The 20785-nt window shown below is 72.4% G+C and carries 17 protein-coding genes and 1 pseudogene; 15 read left to right on the top strand and 3 right to left on the bottom strand.

Annotated features, from left to right (window positions below; translation table 11 throughout):
* Positions 1-54 precede the first annotated feature (54 nt).
* The 10 genes from QFZ82_RS10775 (at position 55) to argF (ending at position 11470) form a co-directional block, all read left to right on the top strand.
* Complete coding sequence (locus tag QFZ82_RS10775; RefSeq protein WP_307712956.1) at positions 55-453, top strand: cell division protein SepF; 399 nt, start codon at positions 55-57, stop codon at positions 451-453.
* A gap of 56 nt (positions 454-509) precedes the next feature.
* The gene (locus QFZ82_RS10770) at positions 510-1679 is read left to right on the top strand and encodes an ATP-binding protein (RefSeq protein WP_307712955.1); all 1170 of its coding nucleotides are present in this window, start codon (positions 510-512) and stop codon (positions 1677-1679) included.
* Positions 1676-2008 carry a nucleotide pyrophosphohydrolase gene (locus QFZ82_RS10765; RefSeq protein ID WP_307712954.1) on the top strand — a complete coding sequence of 111 codons (333 nt, stop codon included), beginning with the start codon at positions 1676-1678 and terminating at the stop codon, positions 2006-2008. The genes QFZ82_RS10770 and QFZ82_RS10765 overlap by 4 nt, the downstream gene beginning before the upstream one ends.
* A gap of 201 nt (positions 2009-2209) precedes the next feature.
* Positions 2210-2737, top strand: coding sequence for a DUF6099 family protein (locus QFZ82_RS10760; protein ID WP_307712953.1), 528 nt, complete (start codon positions 2210-2212; stop codon positions 2735-2737).
* A gap of 139 nt (positions 2738-2876) precedes the next feature.
* Positions 2877-3800 (top strand): LLM class F420-dependent oxidoreductase, encoded by a 924-nt coding sequence (locus tag QFZ82_RS10755; protein WP_307712952.1) that lies wholly within the window; start codon positions 2877-2879, stop codon positions 3798-3800.
* Between the two features lie 15 nt (positions 3801-3815).
* On the top strand, positions 3816-4721 hold the full coding sequence (gene mmuM / locus QFZ82_RS10750) for a homocysteine S-methyltransferase (protein WP_307712951.1): 906 nt from the start codon (positions 3816-3818) through the stop codon (positions 4719-4721).
* Between the two features lie 86 nt (positions 4722-4807).
* Complete coding sequence (locus QFZ82_RS10745) at positions 4808-6283, top strand: 3' terminal RNA ribose 2'-O-methyltransferase Hen1 (protein WP_307712950.1); 1476 nt, start codon at positions 4808-4810, stop codon at positions 6281-6283.
* The gene (locus QFZ82_RS10740) at positions 6280-8871 is read left to right on the top strand and encodes a polynucleotide kinase-phosphatase (RefSeq protein WP_307712949.1); all 2592 of its coding nucleotides are present in this window, start codon (positions 6280-6282) and stop codon (positions 8869-8871) included. The genes QFZ82_RS10745 and QFZ82_RS10740 overlap by 4 nt, the downstream gene beginning before the upstream one ends.
* A 296-nt stretch (positions 8872-9167) precedes the next feature.
* Complete coding sequence (locus tag QFZ82_RS10735; protein WP_307712948.1) at positions 9168-10400, top strand: arginine deiminase; 1233 nt, start codon at positions 9168-9170, stop codon at positions 10398-10400.
* 62 nt (positions 10401-10462) lie between these two features.
* Positions 10463-11470: an ornithine carbamoyltransferase gene (gene argF, locus QFZ82_RS10730; RefSeq protein WP_307712947.1), complete on the top strand. Its 1008-nt coding sequence runs from the start codon at positions 10463-10465 to the stop codon at positions 11468-11470.
* 285 nt (positions 11471-11755) lie between these two features.
* Here the strand turns inward: argF and QFZ82_RS10725 are convergent, their stop codons facing one another.
* On the bottom strand, positions 11756-12184 hold the full coding sequence (locus tag QFZ82_RS10725) for an ATP-binding protein (RefSeq protein WP_307712946.1): 429 nt from the start codon (positions 12182-12184) through the stop codon (positions 11756-11758).
* A 222-nt stretch (positions 12185-12406) separates the two neighbouring features.
* On the opposite strand from QFZ82_RS10725, the gene QFZ82_RS10720 reads away from it, so the two are divergent.
* Together QFZ82_RS10720 and QFZ82_RS10715 are read left to right on the top strand one after the other, a co-directional pair.
* Positions 12407-13234 (top strand): enoyl-CoA hydratase family protein, encoded by an 828-nt coding sequence (locus tag QFZ82_RS10720; RefSeq protein ID WP_307712945.1) that lies wholly within the window; start codon positions 12407-12409, stop codon positions 13232-13234.
* Between the two features lies 1 nt (position 13235).
* The gene (locus QFZ82_RS10715; RefSeq protein WP_307712944.1) at positions 13236-15590 is read left to right on the top strand and encodes a bifunctional salicylyl-CoA 5-hydroxylase/oxidoreductase; all 2355 of its coding nucleotides are present in this window, start codon (positions 13236-13238) and stop codon (positions 15588-15590) included.
* On the opposite strand, the gene QFZ82_RS10710 is transcribed toward QFZ82_RS10715, so the two are convergent.
* Positions 15591-16406, bottom strand: coding sequence for a PaaX family transcriptional regulator C-terminal domain-containing protein (locus tag QFZ82_RS10710; protein WP_307712943.1), 816 nt, complete (start codon positions 16404-16406; stop codon positions 15591-15593).
* A 4-nt stretch (positions 16407-16410) separates the two neighbouring features.
* Positions 16411-18027 (bottom strand): AMP-binding protein, encoded by a 1617-nt coding sequence (locus QFZ82_RS10705; protein ID WP_307712942.1) that lies wholly within the window; start codon positions 18025-18027, stop codon positions 16411-16413.
* A gap of 133 nt (positions 18028-18160) precedes the next feature.
* On the opposite strand from QFZ82_RS10705, the gene QFZ82_RS10700 reads away from it, so the two are divergent.
* The 3 genes and pseudogenes from QFZ82_RS10700 to QFZ82_RS10690 all read left to right on the top strand — a co-directional run bounded on the left by QFZ82_RS10700 (position 18161) and on the right by QFZ82_RS10690 (position 20610).
* Positions 18161-19285, top strand: a complete 1125-nt coding sequence (locus QFZ82_RS10700) for an acyl-CoA dehydrogenase family protein (RefSeq protein ID WP_307712941.1) — start codon at positions 18161-18163, stop codon at positions 19283-19285.
* Complete coding sequence (locus QFZ82_RS10695; RefSeq protein ID WP_307712940.1) at positions 19282-19680, top strand: RidA family protein; 399 nt, start codon at positions 19282-19284, stop codon at positions 19678-19680. The genes QFZ82_RS10700 and QFZ82_RS10695 overlap by 4 nt, the downstream gene beginning before the upstream one ends.
* An 88-nt stretch (positions 19681-19768) precedes the next feature.
* Positions 19769-20610 (top strand): annotated as a pseudogene (locus QFZ82_RS10690) (alpha/beta fold hydrolase).
* Positions 20611-20785: the final 175 nt, after the last annotated feature.

Here is a 20785-nt window from a genome sequence, read left to right as displayed (position 1 = left end):
TCCTCACCCGTGTCGCTGATGGGCCGAACGGGTGAGGGGCGGGAGGATGGTCCCATGAGTAGGTACGAGAGGTACGACGTCACCGACGAGCAGTGGGAGGGCCTGGCACAGGTGGTGCCGCTGCGCAGTCGCGACGAGTGGCCGTCGCGGGTGGACCACCGGACGGTCCCGCAGGACTACGCGGCCGCCGAGCAGCGTCGTTTCGTCGTGCTGCGGGTGCAGGTCTTCGCCGACGCGCGCGAGGTCGCCGAGTACCTCGTCAACCGCACGCCCGTTCTGCTGGACCTGACCGCAGCCGACACCGAAGTGGCCAAGCGCATCCTGGACTTCAGCAGCGGCGTCGTCTTCGGACTCGGCAGCGCGATGCACCGGGTCGACCGCAACGTGTTCCTCCTCGCGCCGGTGGGCACCGAGGTGGAAGGAGCCGAGTCGGCCGCTGTACCTCATTCGTAGGACGGCCGCCACGACGGAACGGTTCGGCGGTGAGCACGGTGCGTACCGTCCCGCCCATGGACGCGAACGCACTGGTCACCGGCCCGAGGACACTGCCCGCGGAGGCGGGCGCCGCCCGGCCCGCCGTCACCGAACTACGGCTCTCCGCCTACAGGAGGCACCGAGGGGCGGCGCTTCCCCTCGGCCCCATGACACTCTTCACCGGCGTCAGCGGCAGCGGCAAGTCCAGCGCCCTCGAGGCGTACGAGGCACTCGCCCTGCTCGGCGCCGGACACGTTCTGGAGACCGCGTTCCCGCAGGCGGCCGAGTGCGTTCCGGAGGGGGCCCGGCCCGACCGCCAGGGACGCCGCGGCTTTAGGATCGGGTGCACGGTGGACGGCCCCGCGGGCCCGGTGCGCCTCGACCTCGCGGTGGAGGCCGTGCCGCGCCTGCGCGTCGTCGGGGAACGGCTGACGAGCGGCGGACGGACCTTACTCGCCACGGCCCTGCGCGATCCCGGCCGCGCGGAGGTGGAGGCCGCCTGGCACACCTCCGGTGCGGACGGTGTCACCCGGGGCCGGCTGCCCGGCGACCGGCTCGGCACCGCCCTGCTGCCCCTGCACGTCGCCGGCAGGACGCAGGCGCAGCTGCGTGTGCTGGCCGCGGCCGAGCAGGTGGTGCTCGCCCTGAGGTCCGTCTTCGCCTGCGACCCGCGGCCCCACCGGATGCGCGAGCCCGTCGCCGCGGGGCCCGGCAGACTGCGGCGCGGGTGCGACAACCTTGCCGAGGTCCTGCACCGCACGCGCAGTGAATGCGGCAAGCGGCACGCGCGGCTCGCGGCGGCGGCGCGTGCGGGGTGCGCGGGGCCGGTGACCGACCTGTGCGTGGAGGAGCTTCGGGACGGCACGGTCCGGGCACTGCTCGCCCGTGGCGGCGGCCGTCCCGGCACGCCCCTCGGACGGCTCGGGGAGGGCGAGTTGAGGTATCTGGCCCTGGCCCTGGTGCTGCTCACGGGGCCGGGCGTGCTGTCCGTGGACCAGGTGGCCGAGGTGCCGGCCGCGTACCAGTCGCTCACGGTGCTCGCGGACGGGTTCGACCGGTGCCTGGATCCGGCTCAGGCGCGCGAACTGGTGGGTCTCGCAGCCGAGATGTGCGCGCGGGGGCACATCCGCCTGGTGGGGGCCGTGTCCGACCCGTCGTGCGCGCGGGGGACCGAGGGCGTGTCGGTGGTAGACCTGATGCCGTGACGAGAGACGACGGGCTGGACGTGGCGGGACTGCAGCGCAGACTGGCGGAGTTCGCGGCGGCACGCGACTGGCAGCCCTACCACACCCCGAAGAACCTGGCGGTGGCGCTGAGCGTCGAGGCCGCCGAACTGGTCGAGATCTTCCAGTGGCTGACGCCCGAGCAGTCGGCCCGGGTGATGGAGGAGGAGGACACGGCCCACCGCGTCCGCGACGAGGTCGCGGACGTGCTCGCCTACCTGCTCCAGTTCTGCGAGGTGCTCGGGATCGACGTGCTGCAGGCCCTGGCCGACAAGATCGACCGCAACGAGCGGCGTTTCCCGGCGCAGTAGAGCCGGGGCGCCGCGGACGGGCGCGCAGGGGTGGCCGAGGGCCGTTTCGACACCCCTTCGTCACTCTTCGGAGTTGTCGAGTTATCCACAACAGCCTTGGTGTCCACAGATTTCCGAATTCCCCTGGCTTTTCTGGTCGAAGACCTTCACTCTGGGTAATGAACTGAGTGGGCAGATAGTCGTGCGAACGGGGGCGCGGTCATGGACGCGTTACGACTCATCGAGATCAGCCGCCACGCGCTGGCACAGAGCCGGTCCGTGCCGGAGACCGTGGCCGAGGCATGGCAGGCCCAGGCGCTGGCCCAGGCGATCGGCAGCCGGCTCGCGGCGAGCGGGCCCGCCGAGCTGAGAGGCGAGGCCCGGGGGCTCGGCGAGATCGGTGGACGGGGGTGCGGGGTGCTCGACCACCCGATGGTGCGCAGCGGCGGGGTCCGGGCCGCCCAGCTCACCGAAGTGGCCGATCCCGAAGCGGTGTTGACCGGGCTGAACGTCCTGCTCGGCGAGGTCGGCATCGCTCTCGTCGCGGTCGCCTGCGCGACGGACGACGAAGGGCTCTACTGGCAGTGCATCGAGACGATAGACGCCGCGGACGAGTCGAGCGACCGCGTGCGCGGCATGCTGCGCCGCCTGGCGGAGCACGAGCACGAGCGCCCGCCCGAAGCGGTCCGCGGCCGGGCGGGCCCGGAGCGGCCCGTCGCCGAGATGGACTCCGCGGCCGGCGCGCCGTGACGGGACTCCACGGGTCGCCCCGTGCTGCGGGCAGCCGCGGCTGTCCTGGTGCGACCGGCCGGCGCACGGACCCGCGTGAGAACCTCACCAGCCCCCACGGGACCGGATTGCTCGGCGGCGAAAGGTGCAGGATGGATGCATGGATCTACGCATCTTCACCGAGCCCCAGCAGGGGGCGAGCTACGAGACCCTCCTGAGCGTCGCCAAGGCCACCGAGGAGCTCGGCTTCGACGCCTTCTTCCGATCCGACCACTACCTGCACATGGGTTCCTCCGACGGACTGCCCGGCCCGACCGATGCCTGGATCACCCTGGCCGGTCTGGCCCGCGAGACCAAGCGGATCCGTCTGGGCACACTGATGACGGCCGGCACCTTCCGGCTTCCCGGCGTGCTCGCCATCCAGGTCGCCCAGGTCGACCAGATGTCGGGCGGCCGCGTCGAACTGGGGCTGGGCGCGGGGTGGTTCGAGGAGGAGCACCGGGCGTACGGCATCCCCTTCCCCAAGGAGAGGTTCGCACGCTTCGAGGAGCAGCTGGAGATCATCACCGGCCTGTGGGCCACCGAGGTCGGCGAGACCTACACCTTCGAGGGCCACCACTACCGGCTGACGGACTCCCCGGCCCTGCTCAAGCCCGCCCAGACCAAGGTCCCCGTGCTGATCGGCGGCCACGGCGCCACCCGCACCCCCCGCCTCGCCGCGCAGTACGCGGACGAGTTCAACCTGCCGTTCGCCTCCCTCGAGGACACCGAGCGCCAGTTCGGCCGCGTCCGTGCCGCCGCCGAGAAGGCCGGCCGCTCCCCGGACGACCTCGTCTACTCGAACGCGCTGGTCGTGTGCGTCGGCAAGGACGACGCCGAGGTGGCCCGCCGCGCGGCGGCGATCGGACGGGAGGTCGACGAGCTCAAGGCGAACGGCCTGGCCGGGTCCCCGGCGGAGGTCGTCGACAAGATCGGCCGCTACGCGGCGACCGGCTCGTCGAGGATCTACCTCCAGGTGCTCGACCTGGACGACCTCGAACACCTGGAGCTGATCTCCTCCCAGGTCCAGTCCCAGCTGAGCTGATCCCCGGGAGCCGCTGTGAGACCCGCCCGCACACTCGCCGAAGCGCTCGCCCGGGACGTGCTCGTCCTCGACGGCGGCCTGTCCAACCAGCTGGAGGCGCAGGGCTGCGACCTGTCCGACGACCTCTGGTCGGCGCGGCTGCTCGCCGACGCTCCGCGGCAGATCGAGGCGGCGCACGCGGCGTACGTGCGGGCGGGTGCGCAGGTGCTCATCACGTCGAGCTACCAGGCCACATTCGAGGGATTCGCCCGCAGGGGCGTCCGCCCGGAGGCGGCCGCCCGCCTGCTCGGCCGCAGTGTCGCGCTGGCGCGCGCCGCCGCCGACGCGGCGCCCCACGAGGTGTGGGTCGCCGCCTCGGTCGGCCCGTACGGGGCGATGCTCGCCGACGGCAGCGAGTACCGGGGGCGGTACGGGCTCGGCACGGCGGAGCTCGAGCGCTTCCACCGGCCGCGTATCGAGGCCCTCGTCGCCGCGGGGCCCGACGTGCTCGCCCTGGAGACCGTGCCGGACGCCGACGAGGCGGAGGCGTTGCTGCGCGCAGCCGAGGGGTGCGGTGTGCCGGTGTGGCTCTCCTACACCGTCGCGGGCGGGCGGACCAGGGCCGGCCAGGACCTGGCGGAGGCGTTCGCCCTGGCCGCGGGCCGGGACGACGTGCTCGCGGTGGGCGTGAACTGCTGCGACCCGCGGGAGGTGACCGCGGCGGTCGAGACCGCCGCCGCGGTGACCGGCAAGCCCGTCGTCGCGTACCCGAACAGCGGGGAGGGCTGGGACGCCGCCGAGCGGCGCTGGCAGGGCGGGAGCGCGTACGACCCCGCCGCGGTACACGCCTGGTGCGCCGGGGGAGCACGCCTCGTCGGCGGCTGCTGCCGCGTGGGGCCGCAGGAGATCGGCGCCCTCGCCCGGCTGCTGGGCGCGGACTGACCCCGCGGTGCGAGGAAGGCGTTCTGCGGCCCGGTTGTGACAAAAACCGCTGGTCGGGGCGGGCGGACCGGACGATACTCAAACGCGTGTTCCTGACGATCAGTACGACCGGCACCCCTGAGCGTCCCGCGACCGACCTCGGCTTTCTGCTGCACAAGCACCCCGACAAGGCGCAGACGTATCCCACCGCGCACGGCACCGCGCACGTCTTCTACCCCGAGGCGTCCGCGGAACGGTGCACGGCCGCACTGCTGCTGGAGGTCGATCCGGTGGCGCTCGTGCGGCGCGGCAAGGGCAAGGGCCGCGGCGGCGCGCCCGATGCCGCGCTCGCGCAGTACGTCAACGACCGCCCCTACGCGGCCTCGTCGCTGCTGGCAGTGGCGCTGAGCACTGTGTTCAAGAGCGCCCTGCGCGGTGTGTGCGCGGCGCTGCCCGGACGGGCCGAGGCCCCGCTGCCGCTGCGCATCGAGGTGCCCGCCGTCGCCGCCCGCGGCGGCGCCGAACTGGTCCGGGGGCTCTTCGGACCACTCGGCTGGACCTCCGTCGAGGCCGAACCGATCGCCCTGGACGAGCAGTTCCCCGAATGGGGCGCGTCGCGCTACGTACGGCTCGTGCTCGAAGGGGAGCTGCGGCTCGCCGACGCGTTGCGCCAGCTCTACGTCCTGCTCCCCGTCCTCGACGACGCCAAGCACTACTGGGTCGCTCCCGACGAGGTCGACAAACTGCTGCGCGCGGGCGAGGGCTGGCTCGCCGAGCACCCCGAGCACAAGCTCATCACCAGCCGCTACCTGTCCCGCCGCTGGGGACTGACCCGGCAGGCCATGGAGCGCCTGGAGCTCGTTCGCCTCGCCGAGACCGACGACCTGGGGGTCGAGGACGTGGACAACGCCGTGGACGAGACCACGGACACCGAGGAGCGCCCCGTGCCGCTCGCCGAGCAGCGCAGGGACGCCATCCTCGAAGTGCTGCGCGCCGCCGGTGCGAGCCGGGTGCTCGACCTGGGCTGCGGACAGGGCCAGTTGGTGCAGGCGCTGCTCAAGGACGTCAGGTTCACCGAGATCGTCGGCGTCGACGTGTCGGTGCGTGCCCTGACCATCGCGGGGCGCCGGCTCAGGCTCGACCGCCTCGGCGAGCGGCAGGCCGCCCGCGTCCGGCTGATCCAGGGCTCGCTCACGTACACCGACAAGCGCCTCACGGGCTACGACGCCGCCGTGCTCAGTGAGGTGATCGAGCACCTCGACCTGCCGAGGCTGCCGGCCCTGGAGTACGCGGTGTTCGGCACGGCGCGCCCCCGCACCGTGCTCGTGACGACGCCCAACGTCGAGTACAACGTGCGCTGGGAGACGCTCCCCGCCGGACACGTGCGCCACGGCGACCACCGGTTCGAATGGACCCGGGAGGAGTTCCGGACCTGGGCCGAAGGCGTCGCCGGACGCCACGGCTACGCGGTGCGCTTCGTGGCCGTCGGCCCCGACGACCCCGAGGTGGGCCCGCCGACCCAGATGGCGGTGTTCGAGAAGACGACGACCGACACGACCGCGAAGCAGGCGACCGCCGCATGACCAGCACCACGGAAACCACCGTCACCGCCCCGGGCCGCCGGCTCCCGGTGACCGACCTGTCCCTCGTGGTCCTCGTCGGGGCCACCGGGTCGGGCAAGTCCACGTTCGCCCGCAAGCACTTCAAGCCCACCGAGGTCGTCTCCTCCGACTTCTGCCGGGGCCTCGTCGCCGACGACGAGAACGACCAGAGCGCCAGTGGCGACGCGTTCGACGTCCTGCACTACATCGTGGGCAAGCGGCTCGCCGCCGGACGGCTGACCGTCGTCGACGCCACCAACGTGCAGACAGAGAGCCGCCGGCAGCTCGTACGCCTCGCACGCGAGCACGACGTCCTGCCCATCGCCATCGTCCTGGACCTTCCCGAGGACGTCTGCGCCGCCCGCAACGCGAACCGACCCGACCGCGCCGGCATGCCCCGCCATGTCATCGCCCGCCACCGCCGCGAGCTGCGCCGCTCGCTGCGCGGGCTGGAGCGCGAGGGCTTCCGCAAGGTCCACGTCCTGCGCAGCGCGGCGGAGGCCGACAGCGCGGAGATCGTTCTCGAGCGCCGCTACAACGACCTGCGCCACCTCACCGGACCGTTCGACATCATCGGGGACATCCACGGCTGCAGCTCCGAGCTGGAGACCCTGCTCGCCAAGCTCGGCTACGAGGACGGCGCCCACCCCGAGGGCCGTACCGCCGTCTTCGTCGGCGACCTCGTCGACCGGGGCCCCGACAGCCCCGGAGTGCTGCGCCGCGTCATGGGCATGGTCGCCGCGGGCAACGCCCTGTGCGTCCCGGGCAACCACGAGAACAAGCTCGGCCGTTACCTCAAGGGCCGGGGCGTCCAGCACACGCACGGCCTCGCCGAGACCATCGAGCAGCTGGAGAAGGAGGACGCCAAGGACCCGGAATTCCGCGAGCGGGTACGGGATTTCATCGACGGCCTCGTCAGTCACTACGTGCTCGACGAGGGCAGGCTCGTCGTCTGCCACGCCGGCCTGCCCGAGAAGTACCACGGCCGCACCTCCGGCCGGGTCCGCTCGCACGCGCTGTACGGCGAAACGACCGGCGAGACCGACGAGTTCGGACTGCCCGTCCGCTACCCGTGGGCCGAGGACTACCGGGGCCGCGCAGCCGTCGTCTACGGACACACGCCCGTGCCCAGCACCTCGTGGATCAACAACACCATCTGTCTGGACACCGGTGCCGTCTTCGGCGGCAGGATGACCGCGCTGCGCTGGCCGGAGCGCGAACTGGTCGACGTTCCGGCCGAGAAGGTCTGGTACGAGCCGGTCAGGCCGCTCCTGACGGAGGCGCCCGGCGCCCGTGAGGGGCGCCCGCTGGACCTCGCCGATGTGGCGGGCCGCCGGGTCGTCGAGACGCGGCACATGGCGCGCATCGCCGTCCGCGAGGAGAACGCGGCGGCGGCGCTGGAGGTCATGAGCCGCTTCGCCGTCGACCCCCGGCTGCTGGTCTACCTGCCGCCGACGATGGCGCCCACCGCGACGTCGCGGGAGGACGCCGGCGGCGGAGCCGCTGACGGACCCTTCCTGGAGCACCCGGCCGAGGCGTTCGCGCAGTACCGGGCCGACGGCATCGGCAAGGTCGTGTGCGAGGAGAAGCACATGGGGTCGCGTGCGGTGGTGCTCGTGTGCCGGGACGCGGAGGCGGCGCGCGAACGCTTCGGCGTGGAGGGCGCCACGGGGGCTTTGCACACCCGCACCGGGCGGCCGTTCTTCGACGACGGAACGGTCACCGAGGAGATCCTCCAGCGGCTGCGCACGGCCGTCACCGCGGCCGGCCTCTGGGACGAGCTGGGCACTGACTGGCTCCTGCTGGACGGCGAGTTGATGCCCTGGTCGCTCAAGGCGTCCGGGCTGCTGCGCTCCCAGTACGCGGCGGTCGGCGCGGCTTCCGGCGCCGTGCTGCCCAGGGCCGGCGCGGCGCTGGAAGCGGCCGCCGCCCGGGGTGTCGACGTGGAGGGTCTGCTCGGCCGGCAGCGTGAACGGGCCGGCGACGCGTCCGCGTTCACCGACGCCTATCGCCGTTACTGCTGGACGACGGACGGACTCGACGGCGTGCGTCTCGCGCCGTTCCAGATCCTCGCCTCCCAGGGCCGCTCGCTGGCCGCTGTCCCGCACAACGAGCAGCTCGCCTGGCTGGACCGGCTCGTGGAGCACGACTCGACCGGCCTGTTGCAGGTCACGCGGCGGCTGGTCGTCGACACCGGCGACGAGGCGTCCGTGCGCGCGGGCGTGGACTGGTGGCTGGAGATGACGGGCCGCGGCGGCGAGGGCATGGTCGTCAAGCCGCTGCAGGCGCTCGCCAAGGACGAGAAGGGCCGGCTGGTGCAGCCGGGCATCAAGGTCCGCGGCCGCGAGTACCTGCGCATCGTCTACGGCCCGGAGTACACCCGTCCGCACAACCTGGAGCGGCTGCGCCAGAGGTTCCTGAACCACAAGCGCTCGCTCGCCCTGCGCGAGTACGCCCTGGGGCTGGAGGCCCTGGACCGGCTCGCGGACGGGGAACCGCTGTGGCGGGTGCACGAGGCCGTCTTCGCGGTGCTGGCCCTGGAGTCGGAGCCGGTCGACCCCCGGCTCTGACCCGGTCCGGTGCGGCTGCGGGGAGGCATGGTCCGTGCCTCCCCGCAGTACGCAGGTCCGGCGCCGGACGGGACACGGCCGTCGACGCCGCGCGTGCCGGCGAGCTGCTGGACGAGGCCGGCAGTGCCGAGCGCGAGGAGGGCCGCCGGCACGTCACGCGCTCCGGCCTGTCCGTGGGCGGCCATGTCTGCGCCGAGCCCCGCCTGGCGGGCGATGCCGGCCCTGGTCTCCCGGCGGACTCCACGAGGTCGGCCGTTCGCCGGGTGAAGGACCGTCCGCGCGGCGAGGATGGAGACATGGGATTCCATGTCGACTCCGAGACCGGGCGACTGCGCCAGGTCATCCTCCACCGGCCCGATCTGGAGCTGAAGCGGCTCACGCCGAGCAACAAGGACGCGTTGCTCTTCGACGACGTGCTCTGGGTCCGCCGGGCCCGTCAGGAGCACGACGGCTTCGCGGACGTTCTGCGTGACCGAGGGGTGGAGGTGCATCTCTTCGGCGACCTGCTGCGCGAGTCGCTGGAGATCCCCGAGGCCAGGAAGCTGGTGCTGGACCGCGTCTTCGACGAGAAGGAGTACGGACCGCTCGCGACCGACCACCTGCGGGTCGCCTTCGACGCGCTGCCCACGTCCGATCTCGTCGAGGCGCTGGTGGGCGGGATGACCAAGCGGGAGTTCCTCGCAGGACACTCCGAGCCGACGTCGGTCCGCTTCCATGTGATGGACCTGGACGACTTCCTGCTCCAGCCGCTGCCCAATCACCTCTTCACCCGGGACACTTCGGCCTGGATCTACGACGGCGTCTGCATCAACGCGATGCGCTGGCCGGCCCGGCAGCGGGAAACCGTGCACTTCGAGGCCATCTACAAGCACCATCCCCACTTCGTGGGTGCGGAGGCCGAGACGTTCCACCACTGGTCGGAGGGGCAGGACGACTACCCGTCCACCATCGAGGGCGGCGATGTGCTGGTGATCGGAAACGGCGCGGTGCTGATCGGGATGAGCGAGCGCACCACACCGCAGGCCGTGGAGATGCTGGCGCGCGGACTGTTCGCCACCGGTTCCGCGCGGACGATCGTGGCCCTGGACATGCCCAAGCGCCGGGCCTTCATGCACCTGGACACCGTGATGACCATGGTCGACGGGGACACGTTCACGCAGTACGCGGGGCTCGGCATGCTCCGCTCGTACACCATCGAACCGGCCGACGGCTTCGGCGGGCTCAAGGTCAGCGACCATCCGCCGGAGCAGATGCACGACGCGATCGCGGCGGCGCTCGGGCTGAAGGACATTCGGGTGCTGACCGCGACCCAGGACGTGCACGCGGCCGAGCGCGAGCAGTGGGACGACGGCTGCAACGTGCTCGCCGTCGAACCGGGTGTCGTCGTGGCGTACGAGCGCAACGTCACGACCAACACCCATCTGCGCAAACAGGGCATCGAGGTGATCGAGATACCCGGCAGCGAACTGGGCCGGGGCAGGGGCGGCCCGCGCTGCATGAGCTGCCCTGTGGAGCGCGAGGCTGTATAGCGATGCATTGAGTCGTATAGACTTCCATCGTCACCGCCTTCCGCGACCCAGGAGCAGCCACCATGGCGATACATCTCGAAGGCCGCCACTGCCTCAAGGAGCTGGACTTCACGGCCGAGGAGTTCCGCGGCCTGATCGGTCTGGCCGCCGACCTCAAGGCCGCCAAGCGGGCGGGGACCGAGGTCCAGCGGCTGCGCGGCAAGAACATCGCACTGATCTTCGAGAAGTCGTCGACCCGTACGCGCTGCTCCTTCGAGGTCGCCGCCGCCGACCAGGGCGCGTCCACGACCTACATCGACCCGGCCGGCTCCCACATCGGCAGCAAGGAGTCGGCCAAGGACACCGCTCGGGTGCTGGGCCGCATGTTCGACGCGATCGAGTTCCGCGGTGACGCGCAGGACACCGTCGAGCAGCTGGCCGCGCACGCCGGCGTGCCCGTCTACAACGGGCTCACCGACGACTGGCACCCCACCCAGATGCTCGCCGACGTGCTGACCATGACCGAGCACACCGACAAGCCGCTGGAGAGCGTCTCCTTCGCCTACCTCGGTGACGCCCGCTTCAACATGGGCAACTCCTACCTGGTCACCGGCGCTCTGCTGGGCATGGACGTGCGCATCGTCGCACCCAAGGCGTACTGGCCGGCCGAGGAGATCGTCGCCACGGCCCGCCGGGTGGCCGAGGAGAGCGGTGCGCGGATCACGCTCACCGAGGACATCGCCGAGGGCGTGCGAGGCGCCGACTTCGTCGCCACCGACGTCTGGGTCTCGATGGGCGAGCCCAAGGAGGTCTGGGACGAGCGGATCAAGGCGCTCGCTCCCTATGCGGTGACCATGGACGTGCTGCGCGCCACGGGCAACGCGGACGTCAAGTTCCTGCACTGCCTGCCGGCCTTCCACGATCTCGGCACCGCGGTGGCGCGCGAGATCCACGAGCGTCACGGCCTCACGGAGCTGGAGGTGACCGACGAGGTCTTCGAGTCGGCCCACTCCGTCGTCTTCGACGAGGCCGAGAACCGTATGCACACGATCAAGGCGGTCATGGTGGCCACCCTCGCTGCTGCCGAATAGCCATGGGCCCGATCGGGCGATCATGCGCAACGGCGGTTTCCATGCCGCCATCGGTGGGGTCCGGGCTCAGCCCGGACCCCACTTCCTTGTGTGCGGCCGTGCACGACCTGCGGGCCCGCACCACCCGCTCGCCCACCGCACGACCTCCTGCTGGTGGGCGCGGTCGTCTGCACGCTCTACGGCCGGTGCCACTCGCGGCTGGCCACCGGCCCGGGGGGCGACGCGGACAGCCGGAACGATCTGGCCGGCGCCGCCTCCGTGGAGTGAGCCCCGGCCGCGCGCCGGTCAGTGCCGGGCGGGCAGCGTGAACCAGACCGCCTTGCCCCGCTCCGTCGGGCGGTGCCCGCAGTCCGAGCTGAGCGTGCGGACGAGCAGCAGCCCACGACCGTGCTCCTGCCACGGGTCGGGCGCATGAGCCGGCGCTGCCGGTGAGAGATCGCCGGGCGGCGCCGGATCGGCGTCGTGCACCTCCACATGGCAGCCCGTGGGCAGCAGCTCGATCACCAGCTGTATGGGCACCCCGCACGGAGTGTGCTCCACCGCGTTGGCCACCAGCTCCGCCGTGAGCAGCTCGGCCGTGTCGCTGTCCGCGGACGCCTCGATGTCCGCCAGCGCGGCGCGGACCACCGCACGGGCCATGGGCACCGCTGCCGTGGTGTGCGGCAGCGCGATGCGCCAGGAGGCGGTCTCGGCGGAGTCGGCGGTTTCGGGCAAGGCGTATGTCCGTTCGGTGGCGGTGGTGTGTTCACCCTACGAACAGCCGAAGGCCGGACCGGGGCCCCGAAGGGCTGGGGCCGTGACCTGTGCCAGAACCGGGACGGGATCCCGGTACTGTCACAACACGGATATCGCGCACTCGTGACGGCAGTCACAGATGAGTGATAACTTCGAGAGGCAGGCAGCAGGCCGACCGCCCGCCGAAGGAGGCCCCACTCCATGAGCCCCTTTTCCGGTTCCGCGACGCCCACCGAGCGCTGGCGCCATCTGCGGCTGACGCTCCAGGACGGCGTGGCGCACGTGACGCTCGACCGGCCCGACAAGCTCAACGCCCTCACCTTCGGCGCCTACGCCGACCTGCGCGATCTGCTCGCCGAGCTCTCCCGGGAGCGGTCCGTGCGGGCCCTCGTGCTCGGCGGCGAGGGCCGCGGCTTCTGCTCGGGCGGCGACGTCGACGAGATCATCGGCGCGACCCTGTCGATGGACACCGCGCAGCTCCTCGACTTCAACCGGATGACGGGACAGGTCGTCCGCGCGATCCGCGAGTGCCCCTTCCCCGTGATCGCCGCGGTCCACGGCGTCGCCGCCGGAGCGGGTGCGGTGCTGGCGCTGGCCGCCGACTTCCGGATCGCCGACGCGTCGGCGAGGTTCGCCTTCCTGTTCACCAAGGTCGGGCTGTCCGGCGGCGACATGGGAGCGGCGTACCTGCTGCCCCGGGTGGTCGGGCTGGGCCACGCCACGCGGCTCCTCATGCTCGGCGAACCGGTGCGCGCACCCGAGGCCGAACGGATCGGCCTCCTGAGCGAGCTCGTCGACGAGGGCCGGGCGGACCAGCGCGCCGCCGAGCTGGCCCGGCGTCTCGCCGACGGCCCGGCGCTGGCGTACGCCCAGACCAAGGCGCTGCTCACCGCGGAACTGGACATGCCGCTCGCCGCGGCGGTCGAGATGGACGCGGCCACTCAGGCGCTCCTGATGAACGGCGAGGACTACGCGGAGTTCCACGCCGCGTTCACGGAGAAGCGCCCGCCCAAGTGGCAGGGCCGCTGACATGGCCCCCGCCCCCGCCACGCCCGTGTCCGGCGCTCCGCACGCCGACGCGCCCCAGGGGCACCCCGTCCCGTCGGACGGGCACCCCCTGCGCGTCGCCGTCATCGGCGGCGGGCCCGGCGGGCTGTACGCCGCCGCGCTGCTCAAGCGGCTCGACCCGGCCCGCGACATCACCGTCTACGAACGCAACGCGCCCGACGACACCTTCGGCTTCGGCGTCGTCCTCTCCGACGAGACGCTCGGCGGCATCGAGCACGCCGACCCCGTGGTCTACGGCGCCCTGCAGGACGAGTTCGTCCGCTGGGACGACATCGACATCGTCCACCGCGGACACACGCTCACCTCCGGCGGGCACGGCTTCGCCGCTCTCGGCCGGCGCCGCCTGCTGGAGATCCTCCACGAGCGCTGCGCGTCCCTCGGCGTCCGCCTCCGCTTCCGCACCCCCGCGCCGCCCGCCGCCGAACTCGCCGCCGGCCACGACCTCGTCATCGCCGCCGACGGTGTCCACAGCGCGACCCGCGACGCCCACGCCGACGTCTTCGGGCCCCGGATCACCACCCACCGCTGCCGCTACATCTGGCTCGCCGCCGACTTCGCCTTCCCCTCCTTCCGGTTCGAGATCGCCGAGACCGAGTACGGCGTCATGCAGCTGCACGGCTACCCGTTCTCCACCGACGCCTCCACCGTCATCGTCGAGATGCGCGAGGAGGTCTGGCGCGCCGCGGGCTTCGACGAACTCGGGGAGCAGGAATCCGCCGCCCGCTGCGCCAAGGTCTTCGCCGAGGCGCTCGACGGCCGCCCCCTGCGCGGCAACTCCTCCGCCTGGATCGCCTTCCGTACCGTCGTCAACGACCGCTGGTCGCACGGCAACACCGTGCTCCTCGGCGACGCCGCCCACACCGCGCACTTCTCCATCGGCTCGGGCACCAAGCTCGCCGTCGAGGACGCCCTCGCCCTCGTCGCCTGCGTCCAGGAGCAGCCCGACCTGCCCGCGGCCCTCGCCGCGTACGAGAGCGAGCGCCGCCCCGTCGTCGAGTCCACCCAGCGGGCGGCGGCCGCGAGCCTGCGCTGGTTCGAGGAGCTCGCGACCTACCTCGACCAGCCTCCCCGGCAGTTCGCCTTCAACCTCCTCACCCGCAGCCGCCGCGTGACCCACGACAACCTGCGGCTGCGCGACCCCGCCTTCACCGGGGCCGTCGAGCGGGACTTCGGCTGCCCGCCGGGCACACCGCCCATGTTCACCCCCTTCCGCCTGCGCGGACTGACCGTGCGCAACCGCGTCGTCGTCTCGCCCATGGACCTGTACGTCGCCGAGGACGGACTCCCCGGCGACTTCCACGTCGTCCACCTCGGCGCCCGCGCACTGGGCGGCGCCGGCCTGGTGATGACCGAGATGGTGTGCGTGAGCCCCGAGGGCCGGATCACCCCGGGCTGCACCGGGCTCTACACCCCCGAACAGGCCACCGCCTGGCGCCGCGTCACCGACTTCGTCCACCAACGGGCCCCGGGCGCGGCGATCGGCGTCCAGCTCGGCCACTCCGGCCGCAAGGGCTCCACCAAGCTCATGTGGGAAGGCATCGACCAGCCCCTGGAGCAGGGCAACTGGCCCGTGTCCGCCGCCTCCCCGATTCCGTACAGGCACGGCGTCAACCAGATCCCGCACGCGCTCGACCGCGCCGGACTGGCTGAGATCCGGGACCAGTTCGCCGCGGCCGCCCGCCGCGCCGCCCGCAGCGGCTTCGACCTCCTCGAACTCCACTGCGCGCACGGCTACCTGCTCTCCGGCTTCCTCTCGCCGCTGACCAACCGCCGCACGGACGCCTACGGCGGTTCCCTGGAGAACCGGCTGCGCTTCCCCCTCGAAGTCTTCGACGCCGTGCGGGAGATCTGGCCCGAGGAGCGGCCCATGACCGTCCGCATCTCCGCCACCGACTGGGCGGACGGCGGCACCACCGCCGAGGACTCCGTGGCCGTCGCCCGTGCCTTCGCCGCCCACGGAGCCGACGCCATCGACGTCTCCACCGGCCAGGTCGTACCCGACGAACGCCCCGAGTACGGGCGCTCCTACCAGACCCCGTACGCGGACCGCATCCGCAACGAGGCGGGCGTGCCGGTCATCGCGGTGGGCGCCATCTCCTCCTGGGACGACGTCAACTCGATCCTGCTCGCGGGCCGGGCCGACCTCTGCGCCCTGGCCAGGCCCCACCTCTACGACCCCCACTGGACCCTGCACGCGGCGGCCGACCAGGACTACCAGGGCGACGCGGCCCCCTGGCCGCTCCCGTACCGCGCGGGCAGCCGCAAGCCTCCGACGGGCCGCACCGACGCGCCCAGGCCCAGGCTCACGCTCGGCTGATCAGGCCCTGCCGCCGAGCACGAACGCCGCCCCGGCGTCCCGCAGCCGCGCGTGCAGCCGGGCGAAGACGTCCGCCGAGCGTCCGCCCGGCCAGCCCTGGGGCAGCAGCTCGGCGGGCAGGCCCGGGTCCGCGTACGGCAGCCGGCGCCAGGAGTCCAGGGCCGGCAGGTAGTCCCGGTAGGCGTCCTCGGCCGCGGTGTCCTCCCGGGCCTCCCAGGAGCGCAGCACCGGCTCGTGCAGGTCGAGGAACTCCTCGTGCTGCTTGGCGATCGCCGCCAGGTCCCACCAGCGCGAGACCGCCTCCGCCGTCGGGGTGAAGCCGAGGTGCTCGCCGCGGAACAGGTCCACGTACGTGTCGAGCTGGAGGCGGCGCAGGGTGTGCTGCGTCTCCTCGAACAGGCGGGCAGGAGCGATCCACACGCCCGGAGCCGCAGCCCCGAAGCCCAGCCTGACCAGCCGGGAGCGCAGCAGATGGCGCTTGTGGCGTTCCGCCTCGGGCACCGAGAACACGGCGATGACCCAGCCGTCCGCGAGGTCGGCCGACGAGCCCGCGTAGATCCGCCGGTCGCCGTCGTCGAGGAGCTGACGGGCGTCGGCGGACAGGGCGTAACCGGCGGCGCCGTCCTCGGTGCGCTCGGGCACCAGCAGACCGCGGCGCTTGAGCCGGGACACCGAGGAGCGCACCGACGGCGCGTCCACGCCGAGGACGCTCAGCAGCCGGATGAGCTCGGCCACGGCGAGGGAGCCCGTGTGCTCGCGCCCGTAGGCGCCGTACAGGGTGACGATCAGGGATCGCGGGGTGTGCTGCTCGGCCACGCGATCACTCTAGAGCGCGCAGACGGAAGCGCTGCAGCTTGCCGGTCGGTGTACGCGGCAGGGCGTCGAGGAAGACGATCTCGCGCGGGCACTTGAACGGCGCGAGGCGCTGTTTGACCGACGCGGTCAGCTCCGCGGCCGTGCCGTCGCCCCGCACCGCCCCCTCGCGCAGCACCACGTAGGCGACCACGATCTGGCCGCGCAGCTCGTCCGGGCGTCCGACGACCGCGGCCTCGGCCACGTCCGGGTGGTGCAGCAGGGCGTCCTCCACCTCCGGACCCGCGATGTTGTAACCGGCCGAGATGATCATGTCGTCGGCGCGGGCGACGTAGCGGAACCAGCCGTCCGGCTCGCGCACGTAGGTGTCGCCCGTGATGTTCCAGCCGCCCCGGACGTACTCGGTCTGCCGGGGGTCGGACAGGTAGCGGCAGCCGACCGGGCCGCGCACGGCCAGCAGCCCCGGCTCGCCGTCGGGCAGCGGGTAGCCCTGTTCGTCCACCACGCGCGCCTGCCAGCCCGGCACGGGGACCCCGGTGGTGCCCGGCCGGATCGCGTCGTCGGCCGCGGAGATGAAGATGTGCAGAAGTTCGGTGGCGCCGATGCCGTTGATGAGGCGCACACCGGTCCGCTCGTGCCAGGACTGCCAGGTGGCCGCGGGCAGGTTCTCACCGGCCGACACACAGCGCCGCAGCGAGCGGATGTCATGCCCGTCGAGGTGGTCCAGCATCACGCGGTAGGCGGTGGGCGCCGTGAACAGGACCGACACCCGGTGCTCGGCGACGGCCGGCAGCAGCTGAAGGGGACCGGCCTGTTCCAGCAGAAGCGTGGACGCCCCGGCCCGCATCGGGAACACCACGAGCCCGCCGAGGCCGAAGGTGAACCCCAGCGGGGGACTGCCCGCGAACACGTCGTCCGCCTGGGGCCGCAGCACGTGGGCCGAGAAGGTGTCGGCGATCGCGAGGACGTCCCGGTGGAAGTGCATGCACCCTTTCGGACGGCCCGTGGTCCCGGAGGTGAAGGCGATCAGCGCCACGTCGTCGGCGGCCGTCGCGACAGCCTCGTACGGCTCGGGGGACCGCGCCGCGGCCCGCCGCAGCAGGTCGTCGGGCGCGTCACCGCCGTACGTGGTGATCCGCAGCCCCGGCACCTCGGCCTTGACCAGGTCGTCGACCGACCGGATGTCGCACAGGGCGTGGCCGGCCCGCGCGATCTCGCACACCGTGGCCAGTTCCTTCGACCGCTGCTGGGCCAGGACGGTGACCGCGACGGCGCCCGCCTTGAGGACGGCGAGCCAGCAGGCCGCGAGATGAGGGGTGGTCGGCCCGCGCAGCAGGACCCGGTTGCCGGGGACCACGCCCAGTTCGCAGGTGAGGACGTGCGCGATGCGGTCGACCTGTTCACGCAGCTCACCGTACGTCCAGACCGCGCCCTCGCCGGTACGGAAGACGGGCCGGCCCGCGCCGTGGCGCCCGATCGTGCCGTCCAGGAGCTCCGCCGCGCAGTTGAGGCGCCGCGGGTACTGGAGCGAGGGCAGGTCGAAGAGGATGTCCGGCCACTCCCCGCCGGGCGGCAGATGGTCGCGCGCAAAGGTGTCCAGGTGGGCCGAGGGTGTCAGCTCCATGGGTTCGCCCCTCTTCTGGTGGTGGGGTCGTGAAACGAGCGTATCGTGATGGTGACGACAGTCAACGGTGCGCGATACTGTGCTTTTCGCCGGGGAACACCCCGCGCCTCCGGCCGTCCGAAGTGGGGAGCGAATGCCCGTATTCTCACTCGATCCGGTACAGACCGCCTGGTGCGCCGAGTTGCGCGCCACGGCCATGACCCGATTGGCTCCGCTCGCCGAGAAGGGCGAACCGGGCCACGTCAACCGCGCCTTGGTGACCGCCCTCGGTGAACTCGGCCTGCTGGAACGCCTCTTCACGGCGGGCGCCCTCGAACTGTGCCTGCTGCGCGAGTCCCTGGCGTACGGCTGCACGGAGGCCGAGACCGCCCTCGCGCTCCAGGGCCTCGGCACCTTTCCCCTCGTCCAGGCGGGTACCGAGGAGCAGCGCCGGCGCTGGCTGCCCGAGGTCGTCGCCGGACGGGCCGTCGCGGCCTTCGCGCTGAGCGAGCCCGACGCCGGTTCGGACGCCGCCGCGCTCATGCTGAAGGCGGTGCCCGACGGCCGCGGCTGGCGCCTGAGCGGCGAGAAGCGCTGGATCTCCAACGCACCGGAGGCCGACTTCTACTCCGTCTTCGCACGGACCACCGAAGGCGCCGGAGCCCGCGGCATCACCGCGTTCCTCGTCCCCGCCGACCGTCCCGGACTGAGCGGCACGCCGCTCGACATGCTCTCCCCGCACCCGATCGGCGCCCTGGCCTTCGACGACGTCCCCGTGACCGCCGACGACCTGCTCGGCGAGCCGGACCGCGGCTTCCGCGTCGCGATGAACACGCTCAACCTCTTCCGGCCCAGTGTCGGAGCGTTCGCGGTGGGCATGGCGCGCGCCGCCCTGGACGCGACCCTCACGCACACCGCGCACCGCAGGGCCTTCGGCGGCACGCTGGGCGACCTGCAGTCGGTGGCCCACACGGTCGCCGAGATGGCCACCCGTACCGAGGCCGCCCGCCTGATGGTGTACGCGGCGGCCTGCGCGTACGACGAGGGGGCGGCCGACGTGCCGACGCGGTCCGCGATGGCCAAACTGCTCGCGACCGAGACCGCCCAGTACGTGGTCGACTCGGCCGTCCAACTGCACGGCGCCCGCGCCCTCCAGCGCGGCCACCTGCTCGAACACCTCTACCGAGAGGTCCGCGCCCCCCGGATCTACGAGGGCGCGACCGAGGTCCAGCGCACGATCATCGCCAAGGAGCTGTACGCCGAGGAGGCAGCCCGATGAGCCTGCAACGGCACAACCCGGCGGAGCTGTCGCCCCCCACCGGTTTCTCCCACGCCGTCACCGCGTCCGGTACGCGGCTGGTGTTCCTGGCCGGGCAGACCGCTCTGGACACCGACGGCAAGGTCGTGGGGACCACGCTGCCCGAGCAGTTCGAGACGGCCCTGACCAACCTGCTCGCCGCTCTCGCCGCGGCCGGCGGCACCCCGCACGACCTCGCCCGCGTCACCGTCTATGCCACCGACGTGGCCGACTACCGGGCCCACGTCGTCGAACTGGGCCGCATCTGGCGGCGTCTGGCGGGCCGCGACTACCCGGCGATGGCCGTGATCGGCGTGGTCAGGCTGTGGGACGACGCCTGCCTGGTCGAGGTGGACGGGACGGCCGTACTGCCCTGACGGCGACCCCGCGTCCCTGGTACCGGCCGCACCCGCTTGCAATAACATCGTTATCCACCACGGGAGACACCCGTGGAGGGGAGACGCGATGCCCGAGATCGAACTCGGCGCCGGGAGGATCCACTACGAGGACACCGGCGGCAGCGGCCCCGTCCTCCTCCTGCTGCACGGTCTTGTGCACGACGCGACCGTCTGGCGCAAAGTCGTCGCCGACTGCGGCGCGACCACCGGTGCATCGCCCCGACCCTTCCGTACGGCTCGCACCACACTCCGATGCGCGGCGACGTCCCGCTCACGCCCGACGCCGTCAACGCGCTCGTCGTCGAGTTCATGGAGCGTCTCGGCCTGCGCGACGTCACGCTCGTCGAGAGCGACTGCGGACGGGCGCAGACCGTCGCCGCGAGGCACCCCGAGCGCCTCGCCCGGCTGGTCCTCATCTGCGAGGCGTTCGACAACTACCCGCCCGGCGTTCCCGGCAAGATGATCTCCCTTGCCTGCAAGGTGCCCGGCGGCATCGCGCTGATGGTGAGGGTGCTGGGGCTCAAGGCGTTGCGCAGGCTGCTGATCGGCATCGGCGCCCTCGTGAAGCACCCGGTCCCGGACGCCATCGTGGACGGATGGTTGCGGCCGCTGCGCACCGACAAGGCCATCCGGGAGGACTTCCGCCGCTACAACGCGGGCGTGCGCCGCACCGAACTGCTCGAAGCGGCCGAGGAACTGTCCTCCTTCGACAGGCCGGCCCTGGTGGTCTGGGCGGCCGACGACCGCATGATGCCGCGCGAGCACGGCCGCCGGCTGGCCGAACTGCTGCCGCGCGGACGGCTGTTGGAGATCGAGGACAGCTGCACGCTGGTGGCGGAGGACCAACCGGAGAAACTGGCCGCCGCACTGCGGTCCTTCGTCACCGAACGGGCCGGCGACCGCCCATGATCGAGTGGTGACTCCCCAAGGGCCGGGCTTAACGTCGAAACAGTGGACTCAACCGCTTCAAACCTGCCGAACGGGTGATATCCGCACAGGATTCCCCACCACAGAGGCACGATGCGCCATGACGACCCCGCAGCCGACACCAGCCCTCTCGGGCAGCACCCCCGACAAGGGCGGC

Source organism: Streptomyces sp. V4I23 (genome assembly GCF_030817975.1).
Taxonomy (GTDB): Bacteria; Actinomycetota; Actinomycetes; order Streptomycetales; family Streptomycetaceae; genus Streptomyces.
Note: the sequence above shows the minus strand (reverse complement) of the source record. Positions and strands in the feature narration are given on the sequence as shown.